The organism is Paenibacillus physcomitrellae (assembly GCF_002240225.1).
GTDB classification, from domain to species: domain Bacteria; phylum Bacillota; class Bacilli; order Paenibacillales; family Paenibacillaceae; genus Fontibacillus; species Fontibacillus physcomitrellae.
In genome coordinates this window covers 4,132,022-4,145,628 of record NZ_CP022584.1, presented here as the reverse complement: position 1 = coordinate 4,145,628, position 13,607 = coordinate 4,132,022, and the positions used below count along the sequence as shown (strand labels likewise).

The following is a 13,607-nucleotide window of genomic DNA, read 5'->3' as shown; positions in this document are numbered from 1 at the left end:
GATACAATCTATTAGAAATCAAAGAGGGTTAACGAATTCAGGAATCAAACTTGGATGCATAATTATTCAGCGTAGAGTCCTATTAGTTTTAATATTTTAGCACTGCAAAGCTTAAGAGGATAATACAAACTTTTTATGATGTTAAAAAGTTTTTTTATGACCGGCGATGGAAGTTATTTCTTCGCACCTCGATACGTGTCATATATAATGACTCAATAATTGATTGACCTGAATAATTTATGCAAATAAACTGCATAATTATGCTATTTTGCCCCGATTTCCATCCAAATCAATAAAACATAACACATATATGACTCGAAATAGAGTGCTATTTATGATAATTCACTCTAATTGATTAGATCATGTTATATTATATTACTTATAAATAACAAATTGACAGCGCTTCATTTATGGGAGAGAGCCTAATGAAAACATCTCTTCTATATATATTCCGCCAATGCCCAGTGCGAGCCAGTTCCAAAAAAGCCTCTGTCAAGGACAAATTCTCTCCTCAAAAGGCCTTTTTCAAGCCACAACAAGTGCCCAAAAAGCAAACAAGCTGCTCTAGTCCTATGCTGGACTTGGAGCAGCTTGTTCTTCTGAATCGAGTCATCTTATTTACATTTGGTTAAACAGATGCCGCCGTCTGTTCTTTATTAGAAGACACAGATGATTCACGCGGCGTGTGTGTAATGAAGTAAAGCAAAGTCAGCACTGCAAAAATAACCGCATAGATCAACATCAGATCGAGTTGACTCCACATGATGCTGAAATCGCCGCTGGCAATGACCGCTTTGAAGCCTTCCACCGAATGGCTCATAGGCAGCCATGGATGAATCGGCTGCATCCAGTCCGGAAGCAGTTCTACCGGGAAGGTTCCGCCGCTCGTTGTCAACTGGAAGATCAGCAGCAGAATCGCCACGAATCGGCCCGGTTGATCCAGCCATGTCACGATGGCCTGAATGACCATCATAAAGGTAAGACTGCAAATGAACGTGAACAGGTAGAACCGCGGTACACTGGCTACCTCCAGCCCCACTATGCTGTGTACGATAAACGCCGCAACAAGCGACTGGAACAAGCTCATCGCTCCAAAGGTCAGGAACCGGCTGACAAAACGCTGCCAAGCCGTAGCGCCCTCTACAGACGTTCCTCTCAGCGACAAAATGATCGTTGAGAGCAGTGCGCCCACAAACAAACCAAGAGACAAGAAGTAAGGTGCGATACCTGTACCATATTTACTGATCTTCCGGCTGTCGTTCTCATCCACGTCTACCGGCTGGGCGTACATCGATACCACATCATCGCCGCTCTTCACTTGAGCGGTTTGATCGGCCGCATCGTTCAGCTTGCTGGCCAATTCGCCCGATCCGCTGACCAGATCCGCCATGCCGCTCTTCAGCGTGCCCGCCCCTTCATCCAGCTGCTTGGAGCCGCTGGCCAGAGCGCTAACGCCGCCGCCGAGCTGCGCTACGCCCTGCTGCAGGGCAGTCGTTCCCGCTGCAAGCTGGCCTGCTCCGGCCGCAACCTGATGGCTGCCGGAAGCCGCTTCGGCAAGCTTCTTGCCGAACTCGCTCATGCCCTGCGTCAGCTGCGGACCTGCGGCCTGCAATTTGGCCGCTCCCTGCACCAGCTGCTGCTGGCCGCTTACGACCTGGTCGCTGCCGGAAGCGAGCTGCTCGTTGCCGGCTACCAGCTGACCGCTGCCTTCCAGCAGCTGCTTCTGGCCTTCCTGCAGCTGCTGAGTGCCCTGAGCGACCGCCTGACTGGTTGCAAGCAGCTTCTGCACATCCGCATTTTGGGCCAGCTCCGGATTCGCTTTAAGCAGCTGCTCCAGACCTTGGGCAACGCCGCTTGCCCCCTGCACCAATTGATCGGTGCTGTCGACCGAGCTTTGCAAGCCTTGCTGCAGCTTCTGGCTGCCTTCCAGCGCAGAATGAATGCCCTGGTTAATCTGGCTGTCCGCCGCCTGGGTTTTCTTCAGGCCGTCTGCAAGTTGATTCACACCGTCAACCGCTTGGACCGTGCCATTCTCAAGCTGTTTATGCGCTGCGCTCAGCTGGTCCAGGCCGCTCGCCAGATTTGCAGTACCGCTCTTGAGATCGCCCGCTCCGCCGCTCAGCTTGTCGACGCCGCTTCTCAGCGGACTCAATCCGCTGCTGAGTTCGTCCGTTCCCTTGACCAGCTTGTTTAAATTCTCTTTCAGCTTGGCCGTGCCATCCTCCAGCTTGCTGGCTCCCTCATGGATGTCTCCCGCTCCGCTGCCGGCATCCGCCAGGCCGCTGGAGAGATCCGTAACTTTGCCCAGCAGGCTTTCTGTGTAGGCTTCCGTGACTTTCGCGGAGACCTGCGATTTGATGTCCTTGACGGCACTATTGCCGATCTGACCGGCGATGAAGTTGTAATCGCCATTCGGCTCATAAATCAGCTCAGCCGGCTGGGGATTATCTTCCATCAGGGTTGTCGCCTGGGAAGAGAAATTTTCCGGGATTGTAATCTTCATATAATATTTGTTATCGGCAATCCCTTGTTCAGCTTCCTGCTCACTCACAAACTTCCAGTCAAAATCCTTATTCTCCTTCAGTTCATCGACCAGGTCGGAACCGATCTGCAGTGAGTCGCCTTCATATTCGGCCCCTTTGTCCATATTGACCACTGCGACTGGCAGTTTATCAAGATGGCCGTAGGGATCCCAGAAGGCCGCAATCAACATGCCGCTGTACAGAATAGGCACAAATATAACGGCAATAAACGAAATGATATTCAGCGGTTTCTTTGCCCCGAATTTCAAGTCTTTCAGAAAGACAGATAACGCCTTCATGACAGGCTCCTCTCCTTTGCTCCATATTTTATACTTCTATGGTCATTCCCGGGTCCTCAAGCCCGGAGGGTGAAACCTTCCCCCAAAATAATCCGGAAATACTGCTTGATGCTCTCTTTGTCGAGAGGGTCATGCTGCTTGCTCCAATCCAGACTGAGCGCAATGTACAGCTTCAGCATAATAAAGGAGACGATCTTCGGATCCACCGAGATCATTTCTCCCTGCTGAACCGCATATACGACCTGGCGCTCAATGTAATCGAGGATGACATTCTCCACACGCTGCATCGCCTCCTGCGCCTGAACCGTTCCGAATTCGCGGACCTCCTGAGCCAGTTTGACCAGCAGACCGTGTTCGCTGCGGAAATCCAGCAGCACATCGAGCCCTTTATACAGCTTGTCAAAGAAAGTCTGATCTTCCTTGATTTCACGAAGCACCACTTCAGTCATCTCCGCCAGGACCGAGCGCAGAATTTCATCAAACAGCTCTTCCTTGTTCGCAAAAAAGGTATAAATCGTCCCTTTCCCGACGTTTGCAATTTTGGCCACCTGATCCATGGTCGTCGCCTTGTATCCGAATAGTGAAAATGACTTAGCGGCCGCATCCAGCACCAGCTTGCGGCGATCTATGGCAGGCATCGCTCTCCCCCTTTTACTTTAAATCCAAAATAAACTGACCAAATTTCAAATTTGGTCAGTTGGTCAACCGACATCCATCACTTTACCACTCTTTAGAGTACAGTTCAAGGGATGCAAGGTCAGATTTTATAAAAATATTTATATATATTAATTCCGTTTCATCCTATCATCTATTTCTTCTTATTTATAAAAGGTATGATTGCCGATTGTCTTTGTTTTCGTCTGATGATGGTGCACACTCAAATCCGTAGCCAGCTTCAGGGATAGAAAATAATACGTATCATCGCTGACTTCCTTGCGGCCGTCCAGCGCGTCTGCTACCGCATTCACGGTGTCTTTGTTCGGTTTTACACGGTTGAGACGCCCGTTTGCCACAGGGCTGAATTGATGTTTTTCATAAACAACATCGTGAATCGTATCGGGAAAATTGGCTGACCGCAGCCGGTTCAGGACAACGTTGGCTACTGCCACTTTGCCCTCGTACGGTTCGCCTTCTGCTTCTGCCATAACGATCTTTTCCAGGAGAAGCAGATCTTCTTCGGTTACGGTGTAAGTGCTTGTCGCCTTTGCTTTCTGTTCTTCAGGCAGCAGCTTTGTCCGTGTAAAGAAGAGGGTAACGGGAGAATGAAGCTGAGAGGTTTGCAGCGTCTGTTCGGGTGACGCCTGTTTGGATACGGTGGTTTCAGCAGCTTCGGAGACTGCCCCCAAGGCTGCAGTCATTACTGTCTTCTGGCCGAAGGCCTGCTGTTTATTCGCACGGGAAAGAACCGACTGGTCCGCTGATACGGGTTTGCCGGGATCATTGCTTCCATATGAGGATGTAAATTTAACAAGTGCGGGGTTTGGCTGAAACGCAGGGGTTCCCTTATCCTGCAGCCGCTTTAGCTTCTGCTCTACTGAAACCGTCGATGGCTTCAAGCTGGATGACGTAAACGAAAGCTCAGACCATTCTGTCCTTGCTCCCAAGTTCCCTTTCTGCTGAAGACTCCATAATACATAAAATGCTCCTATACAAATAAAGATGGTGCTGATTAACATAATAATAAATCGGTTCTGCTTAATGACTTCCATAATTTCCTCCTTGTTTCGGCATCTCTACTTTAGCGCTCCGCCCGAAACCTCCCGTTCATACGGGATTCGGAACGCTTGCTGGGTGTCTAATTTGGCCCGCTCTCATCTATGTAACCCAAACCGGCAGGTTTGAATAACACGAGCCATAAAAGACTTTTCCTGAACAAAAAAAGACAGCTTTCGACAATAACAAACAGCAAAAAAAGCTGATGCCACCCAACATGGCATCAGCCTTCTGCTAGTTATCCGAATATTATATCATACTTTTGACCTATTTTGTAGTCTTTTAGTCGTTACGCTGCCTTGAGCGCGCTTCCCCGCCTTTGCGGCCGGCTTCTTCACGGCTCATTTTGCCGTCTCCGCCATCATGCGGAGCGCTTCCGCCTTTGGAGCCAATTTCCTGATAAAATTCCCTGTCGTGGGAGTCGGAAGTGGCTTCGCCGCCTTTACGCCCGATATCCTGATAAAATTCGCGGTCATGAGAATCGGAAGTAGCTTCCCCGCCTTTGCGGCCGATTTCCTGATAGAATTCCTTATCATGACTTTTAGCTGTTGCTTCTCCACCCATTCGGCCTGCTTCTTCACGGCTCATCGGTCGATTATCTCTTTGTGCCATTAGAATCACTCCTAGTTGAAGTTTGTCGTACCAACGGGTACGGTAGTATATTAAACTTCCCCCTGGCAATTAAACGCTATTTGGGAGGATTTCCGAAAAAAAGAAAAAACCCGGAAGCTCCGGGTCTAACGAATTTATCTCCTGCCGTACGTGTTACGCCATCTGTGATTCCCTGTGTTCAACCGTAGAGTCCTGCACATGCACAGGGACATATTCTGCAGCTACGGGCAGGTAGGTCTCCTTATCGATCAGGAATCCGCTGCCGACACGTTTGCCGTTAACGGTTACCGTAATTTTTGTAAAGCCGTTCATTTGCTGTTCCATCTTCAATTCTCTCCTTTTATTCCTAAATTCTGCTGTTTTATATCCAAACCGCTCCTGCGGTAATCCACGAACCCTGCATGAGATAAATTTACCCAGTAAGCAAAAATCGAAACAATCTCACGGACCGCTCAACCTTTTCTTCTTAGAAAAAAGAAAACTCCCTTACCGGATCACCGGTAAAGGAGTTCGATTGCGGACTGCCTTCCTCTTGCAGGAATAGGCCCGCGTTACGCTAAGTCTGTTTATTTGCCCAGGTAGGCGTTCAACATCCAGATTTGTTTGTCCAGCTCTTGGCGAATGCCGAGCAGAAGATCGGAAGTTGCCTGGTCTCCGGCTTCTTCAGCCTTTTCCATGCCCTGCTTCAATTCAGCAGTCAGCGTTTCAAAATCGCTGATTACGGCAGCGACCATTTGATCGGCCGTTTCCGAACCCGCCGCTTCTTTAAGCGTTGCCGTCTCCAATACTTCCTTCATTGTGGCTACTGGTTTGCCGCCAATCGCGAGCAGACGCTCGGCAATCTCGTCCAAATAACCGGCAGCAGCGCCGTACAATTCTTCAAATTTGGCATGCAGCGTAAAGAAATGATTGCCTTTCACGTACCAGTGGAAGTTATGCAGCTTGGTGTACAGCAGTGTCCAGTTGGCTACCTGGCGGTTCAGCTCTTGTTCAACAGCTTGGTTTGTTGCCGAATGTAATGTACTCATCATTCATTCCTCCATTTTAGGTTTATTGGGGTTACGACCAAAGAACGGCCGGTCACTCGTTTGTTTTAAATTTAGACTTATTCTAATTCTTGATAACATCATAACACCTTTGTACCAAAAATACAATGCGTAAATTCCACAATATGCAAGAACGTTTTTAGCCTGTACAGATTAGCGAATTTTATGCCGGAACCTGCATCAATGCTTCATTTAACCTGAAGGTTCCGGTGCGCAGCGCGACCTTAAAAATCATTTTTAACATTCAGCTTTAAGTGCTCCAGCGCCCGTTCCAGGCTGCGAATGCCATCTTCGACCACCCTGCGGTCCACCTTGTCTGTATTCTCCATTTTGGCCTTTTGCGCTGCAAATGACCGGCGCTCTTCTTCCCAGTTCGACTGACGGCGCTGAATCTCCTTATATTTGTCAAGCAGGTCGGTGATAATGTCGTAGAAACGCTCATAATCGACAATGATGTCATCCAGAAAGCTGTCTACCTGCTCTTTGTCGTACCCCCGCATTTTCGCGTCAAAATCTTTCTCATGTATGGTGAGTGCATCCAGTTTGATGCCCAGCTGCTTAAATAAACTCTGCTGATCCTCCAGCTTGCGGCTGTAATTGTCTGACATGTTTAGTCCCTCCGTCAATCAATGTTCTGTTAACAATGTACCATATTCCAAACAAGTTTTTAACTTTCCCCGGTCCCAGCTTTGCCCTTCGCTCAGCTTTTCTCCGTGAAAGTATGGACTGCTGGGCCCTTCCTGCTTTCATCCGGCAAAAAAAACACCGCTTATCCCGGTCTTTGGACAGGGTAAGCGGTGCTCAGCAGGCGCTGACATAACGCCGGGCAATACCGATTTATACTTTCTTCTCTTGTACCGTATCCTCAATAACCGCACCTGTTTCCGGCAGCTTATCTCCTGCCGCATCTCCGCGGATACTCCGTCTGAATTCCCGGAGCATCGTGCCAAAGCCGCGTCCAAGCTCAGGAAGTTTACTTGGTCCAAACAGCAGCAGGGCCGCTATAGCCAGCAGAAGCAGGTGGGATGGCCGAAGCAGACTTTCCAGCACAGTTACCCCTCCTCAATCATTTCTGTCTTCGATTATACACGCTAAGGCATTGAAAAGATAACGTTTTATTCCAGGGTTCACGGAATTCAAGAAACATATTCTGGGCTATGGGCATATGCTGTGTTGAAAGTAAGGCAAAGGAGCGAACAACATGTCTTCATACCATTTGCTGGCTATCCTCGCCATTGGCCTGGCCTCAAATCTCGACAACGCCGGAGTCGGTATCGCCTACGGAGTACGGAAAATCCGGATCCCCTGGTATTCCAATCTGGCTGTCGCCTTCATTTCCTTTCTTGGCACACTGCTGTCCGGAGCATTCGGCAGCCTGCTGGCATTATGGATCCATCCTTGGATCGGGCATGCCGTCGGTTCTGTCGTCATTATTGCCGTCGGTATCTGGGTGCTGCTGCAATCCTCCAAAGAAGCCCAAATTCAGGAAATCCCGCCGCCAAGCGCCGGGCACTTCTCACGCCTTCTCCGCAACCCGGAAGAAGCGGATAAGGACAGTTCAAAGTCGATTAGCCTTAGCGAAGCGATGATCTTGGGGACCGCGCTGGCCATGAATGCACTGGCCGGAGGTTTCAATGCCGGAGTGACGGAACTAAACATCTGGCTGACTTCACTTTCCGTAGGCATCTTCAGTTATTTGCTGTTTGCGCTCAGCGCCTGGTTTGGCGAAAAATATGCGGCCGAGAAACTGGGAAGCCGGGCAACCATTATCTCCGGTGTACTGCTTATTGTCATCGGCCTTGGTCAAATGTGGTAAACCCGGCCGGAAACCCTGCAGGAAGGGTTAGGCTGAACAGACGGCCGTACGCAAAGAGGTCAAGGCTCCTGCGGACGGCCGTTATTAGCTCTATCGATTCACTACGAAAGAAATAGATGTAAACAAATAGTCCCATCTTTTATAATATATTGTACATCAGGAGACGGCAGCCTGCTAATTATCGGGAGGTGCTCTGATAGATGGAATGGTATAAATCTTATGAACAGGATTTGAAAGAGGTGTTTGAAGAAGCCCGCAGGCATATCCTAGCCTGGGACAGTCCTTTTCAGGGACAAGCCCTGCAATATTTGGAAGGATTCGATATCACCAGACGAGAGGTGCCAACCAACTACATCTGCTTTCTGCTTCCTTTCTGGATGGAACAGGCGTCCGGGCAGGAACGAGGTATTAGCAGGCATTTATGCCTGGCTAATATTTTCGGCATGATGGCGTTTCATCTGCAGGACGAGGCGATGGACAAGCCGGGTGCTAAACTTCAAACGGTTCTCCCCTTATCCGCCCTTCTTGAAGAGGAGTTTCTCAGCCTTTATGCGGAGATTTTCCCGGCCTCCACCGAGTTCTGGCTGTATTATAAACGCTATTTGTTCCAATGGGCTGAAGCCGTTAGCGGTGAAAATGAACGGGATTGGTTCCATGAAAATCCTATCCGATTGGGGCATAAAGCCTCTTTGGTCAAGCTGGCCGGAACCGGTTTGCTCCTGCAGGCCGGCCGCAAAGATCGGCTGCAGGAAACCGAACAGGCCATGGATTTAACTCTGGTGGTTCTGCAAATGCTGGACGACTGGGAGGATTGGGAGAAAGATCTGAAGGACGGCACTTATAACAGTCTGGTTGCATTGGCTCGAAAAAAGCTGGATCAGCCAAAGCCGCACATGCTGACTAATGAGAAGATGAGAGAAGCGCTGTATACTCATGGGGTTTTGTCCCGTTTCTCGGAGCAGGCAGCCTTATGGGAACCGGAGATACGTCTGATCCAAGCTTTTGTTCCGGAGCTTTATGCTTTCTACCGTTTTCTGCTTGATAACCTGCAAAGCGGAGCCGCTCAAATCGAATCAGAGAAGAAGCTGCTGGAGACCGGGGGATTGTCCTATTTCTTGTCAAAATTAGAAGATAAAATGGGATAAATGTATAAATTCCATCTAGCTATCCAACTCTATTAATGGTAAACTGAATAGGAAAATATAACCAATTTTGAAAGGGTGAAATCGTATGTCAACTGGAGCTCTTCTTCAATCACAACTTATTCAGAAGGCCTGGCAAGATCCTACTTTCAAAAGCAAGTTATTGTCCGATCCTAAAGGAACGATTCAGGAGTTTTTAGGCATTTCCCTTCCGGATCACATTAAAGTCCGTACGGTTGAGGAGAACGCCGACGAGTTTTATCTGGTGCTGCCTCCAAACCCATCTTCCGTTCTGGAAGCCAATGTTCAGCCGCAAGCTATGTGGAATTCTTAATTCATTTTGGAAATAAGCTGCCGATCCGGTTCCCTGCTCAGGCTCCGCCTGACGGGAACCGGAGAACAGCCTCAGTGCCTTTGCCTTTTTCGCTTGTGAAATTTAATGTCCCCGCCATCGCTTCTATGATCCGGAAGGTGACCATCAGTCCCAGGCCGGTTCCTTTTGTTTTATTGGAGAAATAAGGCTCACCCAGCCGGTTCATCTCTTCCTTAGTCATTCCTCCCCCATTATCCTTGATATGAATGTATACATGCTCGTTAGCCTCGTAAGCCCAAACCAGAATCTCCCCTTCGTCCTTGAAAGATTCAATGCTGTTCTTGATGATATTCACGCAGGCCTGCTTAAATTTCGAGGAACTGCCCAAGACGTTTAAATCAGACGGAATATCTACAGCGATTTTCCCGCCCATTAAATGAACCATCGGCCGCAGAATGCCTTCAATATGCTTGAACTCTTCGCTGACATTCAGCTTGCGGATTTTGCTGCCTTCCGGTTTGGCAAAAGTCAGGAAGTCGGTAATAATCCCTGAAGCGCGATCAATTTCCTCAAGAGCCAGATCCAGATAAACCTTGTCCTGCTCCTTCTGCTGCTTTTCACCAAGCAATTGGATAAATCCCCGCGAAACCTGCAGCGGGTTGCGGACCTCGTGCGCGACAGAAGCTGCCAATACGCTGATAATTTCCATCTTCTCGGAACGCTGCAGCTCATTGTTAAACATCTCAAGCTTGCGTGAATACTCGATGACCTGCTCATGATTGCGGGCAAACCTGCGGGCCAGAATGATAATGAGCGACATGACGAAACAAAGCACGCCCCATTTCCACAACACGAGCCGATACTGCTGGCCGCTGGCGTAATACAAAATCAATTCACCTATCCCTGTCAATGCGAGAATGGCAAAACCAATGGTAAAAATAATCCCTTCCTTATTGCCTCTGAGCGCATTCGTAACCGCGAACAACACCAGTAAAACAAGCTCAGCAATCATAACATAACCCAAGAGGTTCCCTGTCACCCCGTTGTACACGGATTGAATGTCAATTGGCGTCAGCCGGTCAAGCAGCAGCAGGACAAAACAAATCAAGGAATAAACGGTTTGGAAGATCCGACAAACCCGGATCACCCCAATATATTTTTCTTTATCAAAAATCTGCTCTACATAAAAGATAAATATGGGAAGGAATACAAACAGAGCCGTATCAAACAAATTATAATAGAACCCCTCGTATTGCCCATAGTAGGTGTACAAAAACGGAGAATAAGTGATGACCAGAACGCCTATACACAAAATAATAAGGGTCAACGCCAGCCATCCCGGGATATTCGCTTCATTCAGGAATAACACGCACAGCAGCATGATTACAGAAATAAAGATAAATGCGCTTCCCAGCACAAAATCGGACAAATCTTTTTTAACAAAATCGATAAGCAGGGGTGTAAAAGCACCAATCCGCACATCTTCATACAGCCCGATTTGGCCGCTGTTCGAGGAAACACCTATGTATATGGTTTGCAGCTTCGGGCCATCGGAGGGTTTAACGGGGAGCAGCAAATTATTGGCGTCACGTCCGTTCAAATGTTCCACACTATGAATAACCTTATCCCCATAAAGAACCTTCACCCGTTCACCGTAAAGTTTACGGATAACGACCGCTGTGTTCCCGCTTTCCGGCGGCAGGCTGATTCGGATCCATCCCGATTCCGTAGGGCCGCCTTTATTCCCTGACAGCACAGGATGAACGGCATCCGCCGGAACCCAATGTCCCGTCTGTTCAAGCTGCTGCTCCGAAATATCGGGTAAGAGAGAGTTGACCTGCCAGACTTGCCAGCTGCTGATTTTGGTGCCGTCACCGGCTTGTCTGCACCAATCTGCGGCAGGTACAATGACGGCTCCCATAATAAGTAAAACTAAAATAATCACTACTGCTTTTAACAAATACTTCATTCTCCACCCCTGAGCTTGATTATATTCATCAGGCGTTATCCACCGTTACTCTTTATTCTCCTTCACCAAACACAAACTAACATTATCAAATTTTACCAGAGGGGTAAATAGATAATCCTCCCTGGTTCAAGAAAGGGACAACCGTTTATTAAATGTTCAAGGATAAATTTGCTTCATTATATGCGACTTAAGAAGGAGGAGAAGCCGATGTATGAACCAAGGGATCGCCGTGAAACAAGTGATGTAGACGTGGAGCACAGAGAAATCCATAAAAGCTCCGATTCCAGCAGAGTTGCTTCAACCTTTATTAAATATGCCGCTTATATCATTATCTTTTTTGGTTTTCTATACTTCCTCGTCAGATATGTATTCCCCAAATTCTAATGGGCAAGTTCGGTTGATTTAAACATGGTTTGGGTAAACTCCAACTAAGGAAATTGATTTTCAGATGGGGAGGACTATCCAATGGGCAATGCTGATGATAAATTCGATGAAATGGCTGAATTCAACGGACACCCTTTAAGAAGCAATCTGGAAGACCCGGTCGATAAAACTTACGGAGACCGTATGTATGAGCAATACGAACTGCTTGCGGATTATAATGCTGAAAATGACATCCCAAGCGATGATCTTCTGCCGCATGATACTCGCATCACCCAAAGCCTGAGCGCCTATGGCGACGAAGCTGACCGGAATGAGGAGCTGCTGGAACAAGGTGCGCTCCCCGATGTCCCGAATGCGGACGATGTCCAGCCCGAAAGTCCGGTTGATGCAGCCGCCCAGCCTGTGGATGTCATGCATGGCACGGATTTGATCAATGGCGCCGGTGCCGACGAAGAAGACGCCCCTCCGCTAGGAGGAGCACAAAAGTGATTGAACCTGACAAGCACCCCGGCAGGACCGGAGGTGCTTGCTTGTTGTTCGCTTAATCCATTGTAAACCGAAAAAAAATCGCCATAAGGCGATCATTGCTGCAGTTTACCTGTCAGGCTTTAACCTACGCAAACCCGATTACGCCCCAGATGTTTGGCCTTGTAAAGCATCTGATCAGCTTGTTCGAACAGCTCCGTGCAGGCCGTTTGCGGATAAGACGCAGCTCCAACAGACACCGTCAAATTAAGCCGGGTTCCGTTAGGCAGAATAAAAGGTTTATTTTGTACGTTATTTCTCATATTATCTGCGACTTGGCCAATTTTATCTCTCCCGCACCGCTCAACAATAACCACAAATTCTTCCCCGCCCTTTCTGGCTATATAATCGCCGGAGCGGAACGAGTCATTCAGAACCTCCGCCAATTGAACGAGAACAGCATCGCCTGCAGCATGGCCGTAAGTATCGTTGACTTCCTTGAAGTGATCAATGTCTATGACCAGCATGGAGTAGGGATGCTTCTCATTTTCGCTGTTGTCCGAGCGGTGCTCAAAATAAGCTTCTAAGGAACGAGTATTATAAAGCCCTGTAAGATGGTCCCTCGCTGCGGCCTCTTTCATCCTCTGCATCATCGTATGTGTCCGCTTTAAATAACGGATCATGAAATAAAGCAGTAAACCGCTGATCAGATAAAAGAGCGCAAAATAGGAAAGATCCATAGACGTTTTGCCTTGCAATTTAATAAGCATAAAAGAGAAAGTCAAAAGGTCTGTCAGCAGCAAAGCCGTAACCCAGCGCTTAAAATCCAGCTTCCCCTCATTGATTAAACTTATTGCGATTCCCAAAGTCGCAAATATATTTATGGCGGCATACACCGAAGTTCCATTAAATTCATGAACAAAAAACAAGCGGTAAATCAATAAGAACGCCATCGTGAACAAACCGGATAACCAGCCTCCAAGATAAACCGAAACTAACACGGCGAGCTGCCTGGCGTCCGCTCTTACGTGCTCCGTAAGAGGAAAAGAAAAATGAATGAGGAGGACACCAAAAATCCCTAATAAAGCGCCCTCACTCATTCGTCTTAACGTCGAATTAGCTTTGATCCCGGTAAAGTATCTGGAACGAACCATATTTCCGAAAAATAAAAAGCTTGTCAGCAACGTAAAGTTATTAATCAGTTTCTCAATCATAGCTTCCTTCCGTTCCTGCTTTTACAAATAATATAGATATACCATAGCATAAAAATCACGAAATTTGTCTAAGTTTATTCTGGAAGCAAACTCGGGTATGATAGTAATATCA

General features: G+C 47.9%; 15 protein-coding genes. 5 read left to right on the top strand and 10 right to left on the bottom strand.

Annotated elements, in window-relative coordinates:
* Nucleotides 1-628: 628 nt before the first annotated feature.
* The 8 genes from CBE73_RS18630 to CBE73_RS18600 form a co-directional block, all read right to left on the bottom strand.
* Nucleotides 629-2,821 carry a YhgE/Pip domain-containing protein gene (locus tag CBE73_RS18630; RefSeq protein WP_094095512.1) on the bottom strand — a complete coding sequence of 731 codons (2,193 nt, stop codon included), beginning with the start codon at nt 2,819-2,821 and terminating at the stop codon, nt 629-631.
* Nucleotides 2,822-2,877: 56 nt separating this feature from the next.
* Nucleotides 2,878-3,459: a TetR/AcrR family transcriptional regulator gene (locus CBE73_RS18625; protein WP_094095511.1), complete on the bottom strand. Its 582-nt coding sequence runs from the start codon at nt 3,457-3,459 to the stop codon at nt 2,878-2,880.
* Nucleotides 3,460-3,639: 180 nt separating this feature from the next.
* Nucleotides 3,640-4,530 carry a cell wall hydrolase gene (locus CBE73_RS22525; RefSeq protein WP_229752539.1) on the bottom strand — a complete coding sequence of 297 codons (891 nt, stop codon included), beginning with the start codon at nt 4,528-4,530 and terminating at the stop codon, nt 3,640-3,642.
* Nucleotides 4,531-4,816: 286 nt separating this feature from the next.
* Nucleotides 4,817-5,146 carry a KGG domain-containing protein gene (locus CBE73_RS18615; RefSeq protein WP_094095510.1) on the bottom strand — a complete coding sequence of 110 codons (330 nt, stop codon included), beginning with the start codon at nt 5,144-5,146 and terminating at the stop codon, nt 4,817-4,819.
* A 153-nt stretch (nt 5,147-5,299) separates the two neighbouring features.
* Nucleotides 5,300-5,470 (bottom strand): hypothetical protein, encoded by a 171-nt coding sequence (locus CBE73_RS21995; protein ID WP_157739622.1) that lies wholly within the window; start codon nt 5,468-5,470, stop codon nt 5,300-5,302.
* Between the two features lie 242 nt (nt 5,471-5,712).
* The gene (locus tag CBE73_RS18610) at nt 5,713-6,177 is read right to left on the bottom strand and encodes a Dps family protein (protein ID WP_094095509.1); all 465 of its coding nucleotides are present in this window, start codon (nt 6,175-6,177) and stop codon (nt 5,713-5,715) included.
* 239 nt (nt 6,178-6,416) lie between these two features.
* On the bottom strand, nt 6,417-6,800 hold the full coding sequence (locus CBE73_RS18605; RefSeq protein ID WP_094095508.1) for a DivIVA domain-containing protein: 384 nt from the start codon (nt 6,798-6,800) through the stop codon (nt 6,417-6,419).
* Nucleotides 6,801-7,029: 229 nt separating this feature from the next.
* Nucleotides 7,030-7,242, bottom strand: coding sequence for a twin-arginine translocase TatA/TatE family subunit (locus CBE73_RS18600; protein WP_094095507.1), 213 nt, complete (start codon nt 7,240-7,242; stop codon nt 7,030-7,032).
* A 151-nt stretch (nt 7,243-7,393) separates the two neighbouring features.
* On the opposite strand from CBE73_RS18600, the gene ytaF reads away from it, so the two are divergent.
* The 3 genes from ytaF (at nt 7,394) to CBE73_RS18585 (ending at nt 9,484) form a co-directional block, all read left to right on the top strand.
* Nucleotides 7,394-8,008, top strand: a complete 615-nt coding sequence (ytaF, locus tag CBE73_RS18595; RefSeq protein ID WP_094095506.1) for a sporulation membrane protein YtaF — start codon at nt 7,394-7,396, stop codon at nt 8,006-8,008.
* A 200-nt stretch (nt 8,009-8,208) separates the two neighbouring features.
* The gene (locus CBE73_RS18590) at nt 8,209-9,153 is read left to right on the top strand and encodes a hypothetical protein (RefSeq protein WP_094095505.1); all 945 of its coding nucleotides are present in this window, start codon (nt 8,209-8,211) and stop codon (nt 9,151-9,153) included.
* 85 nt (nt 9,154-9,238) lie between these two features.
* The gene (locus CBE73_RS18585) at nt 9,239-9,484 is read left to right on the top strand and encodes an NHLP leader peptide family RiPP precursor (RefSeq protein ID WP_094095504.1); all 246 of its coding nucleotides are present in this window, start codon (nt 9,239-9,241) and stop codon (nt 9,482-9,484) included.
* A gap of 37 nt (nt 9,485-9,521) precedes the next feature.
* Here CBE73_RS18585 and CBE73_RS18580 read toward each other — a convergent pair whose 3' ends face one another.
* A complete protein-coding gene (locus CBE73_RS18580; RefSeq protein ID WP_094095503.1) occupies nt 9,522-11,432 on the bottom strand; it encodes an ATP-binding protein in 1,911 nt (636 codons plus the stop codon).
* Between the two features lie 207 nt (nt 11,433-11,639).
* Here CBE73_RS18580 and CBE73_RS22235 point away from each other — a divergent pair, with 207 nt between their 5' ends.
* Nucleotides 11,640-11,816: a hypothetical protein gene (locus tag CBE73_RS22235; protein WP_174704771.1), complete on the top strand. Its 177-nt coding sequence runs from the start codon at nt 11,640-11,642 to the stop codon at nt 11,814-11,816.
* Between the two features lie 81 nt (nt 11,817-11,897).
* On the top strand, nt 11,898-12,305 hold the full coding sequence (locus tag CBE73_RS18575) for a hypothetical protein (RefSeq protein WP_094095502.1): 408 nt from the start codon (nt 11,898-11,900) through the stop codon (nt 12,303-12,305).
* Nucleotides 12,306-12,424: 119 nt separating this feature from the next.
* Here CBE73_RS18575 and CBE73_RS18570 read toward each other — a convergent pair whose 3' ends face one another.
* On the bottom strand, nt 12,425-13,495 hold the full coding sequence (locus CBE73_RS18570; RefSeq protein WP_094095501.1) for a diguanylate cyclase: 1,071 nt from the start codon (nt 13,493-13,495) through the stop codon (nt 12,425-12,427).
* Nucleotides 13,496-13,607 lie beyond the last annotated feature (112 nt).

Bases quoted from the DNA above. Each gene is read 5' to 3' on its own strand.
- CBE73_RS18605 (WP_094095508.1), bottom strand. From the start codon at position 6,800: ATGTCAGACAATTACAGCCGCAAGCTGGAGGATCAGCAGAGTTTATTT.
- CBE73_RS18610 (WP_094095509.1), bottom strand. From the start codon at position 6,177: ATGATGAGTACATTACATTCGGCAACAAACCAAGCTGTTGAACAAGAG.
- CBE73_RS21995 (WP_157739622.1), bottom strand. From the start codon at position 5,470: ATGGAACAGCAAATGAACGGCTTTACAAAAATTACGGTAACCGTTAAC.
- CBE73_RS18570 (WP_094095501.1), bottom strand. From the start codon at position 13,495: ATGATTGAGAAACTGATTAATAACTTTACGTTGCTGACAAGCTTTTTA.
- CBE73_RS18625 (WP_094095511.1), bottom strand. From the start codon at position 3,459: ATGCCTGCCATAGATCGCCGCAAGCTGGTGCTGGATGCGGCCGCTAAG.
- CBE73_RS18590 (WP_094095505.1), top strand. From the start codon at position 8,209: ATGGAATGGTATAAATCTTATGAACAGGATTTGAAAGAGGTGTTTGAA.
- CBE73_RS22525 (WP_229752539.1), bottom strand. From the start codon at position 4,530: ATGGAAGTCATTAAGCAGAACCGATTTATTATTATGTTAATCAGCACC.
- CBE73_RS22235 (WP_174704771.1), top strand. From the start codon at position 11,640: ATGTATGAACCAAGGGATCGCCGTGAAACAAGTGATGTAGACGTGGAG.
- CBE73_RS18580 (WP_094095503.1), bottom strand. From the start codon at position 11,432: ATGAAGTATTTGTTAAAAGCAGTAGTGATTATTTTAGTTTTACTTATT.
- CBE73_RS18585 (WP_094095504.1), top strand. From the start codon at position 9,239: ATGTCAACTGGAGCTCTTCTTCAATCACAACTTATTCAGAAGGCCTGG.
- CBE73_RS18615 (WP_094095510.1), bottom strand. From the start codon at position 5,146: ATGGCACAAAGAGATAATCGACCGATGAGCCGTGAAGAAGCAGGCCGA.
- CBE73_RS18575 (WP_094095502.1), top strand. From the start codon at position 11,898: ATGGGCAATGCTGATGATAAATTCGATGAAATGGCTGAATTCAACGGA.
- CBE73_RS18630 (WP_094095512.1), bottom strand. From the start codon at position 2,821: ATGAAGGCGTTATCTGTCTTTCTGAAAGACTTGAAATTCGGGGCAAAG.
- ytaF (WP_094095506.1), top strand. From the start codon at position 7,394: ATGTCTTCATACCATTTGCTGGCTATCCTCGCCATTGGCCTGGCCTCA.